The 1,106-nt window shown below is 54.2% G+C and carries 1 protein-coding gene; it reads left to right on the top strand.

Annotated elements, in window-relative coordinates:
- Window positions 1-356: 356 nt before the first annotated feature.
- A complete protein-coding gene (locus CW742_RS14585; RefSeq protein ID WP_292421637.1) occupies window positions 357-908 on the top strand; it encodes a hypothetical protein in 552 nt (183 codons plus the stop codon).
- Window positions 909-1,106 lie beyond the last annotated feature (198 nt).

Raw genomic sequence — 1,106 nt, 5'->3', positions numbered from 1 at the left:
GTGCGCCGGAGTCGGAGCACGACACCTGGGGCCTGTTGGGAACTGCGTCGATGATCTGATCGGCAAGCTCCCTGCAGTGGTAACAGTCGGCCCGGTACAGGGTGAGGATAAAGCGGTCGCTCATGAGTGATAGTGCATGCGTTCGGGTTCATTAAGCTGTTGCTTCAGGCTGTGCTGCTCCTCAATCGTATGAAATCCCCCCGCACAGGTCTAGCGATCACATGGGAGCGGGTATACAACCGGACAAAAAAATTTCAGGTTTTTTCCAATGCGGGCAGAAAAATGAGGCCTGTATGGGAAATCCGTGCCAAATCGTGAAGTAAATTTAATATTACGAAGAATTCAATAAATTCGCTATGAAGATTGTGTATGGAGTGTGCATCTTTCTGCTTCTGCTGGTTGCCGCAAGCGGCTGTACCCAACAGCAGGCAGCGCCTGTACCGACCCCGGAACCCACCACAGAGCCGACCATGCCGCCGGCAACAGCCGTAGTGCCCGCCGAAACCGGTGCAACACCGGCACCCGCTGAAGTGACCGAGGTCGTTACTACTGCTGCCGTCCCGACAGCAACTCCCAAGCCCCAGCTGACACACTCCCAGACCACGATCATCTATATACGGAACAACACGTTCGTGCCGCAGGAGATCATGGTTCTGCCGGGAACCGGTATAGCCTGGGTGAATGAGGACCGCACCGTCCACAAGATCCAGACGCTGCCCGACATCGGGATCAAGTTCTCCTCAAACGACATCGTCCCCGGTGCACGGTTCGGGCACACCTTCAGCCAGAATGAGGGCTCGTTTGGGTACATCGATCCCCACACTAATGCCACCGGTCTTGTCATTGTCAAGAAGGGCGAGTCGGTTGTCGGAGCCCCGAAAATCCAGACAACGGTCTCGACAACCTGACACCCCGGTAGAACAAAACCGCTCTCTTTTTTCCCGTCGGATCGTTTCAGGATATCTGTTTTCGGGCATGTTGTTGTTCGTGAACGACTTCAGCTTATGAATTTCAACCCGGACCGGGACTTCGGGTGTAAGGGTTGTTGCGGGAAAGACCGAATAAAAAAGGGTTGGTAAATTATTGCCGGACTCAGAAGTCCATGC

It is taken from the genome of Methanoregula sp., assembly GCF_002835825.1.
In the GTDB taxonomy this organism is placed as follows: domain Archaea; phylum Halobacteriota; class Methanomicrobia; order Methanomicrobiales; family Methanospirillaceae; genus Methanoregula.
Note: the sequence above shows the minus strand (reverse complement) of the source record. Positions and strands in the feature narration are given on the sequence as shown.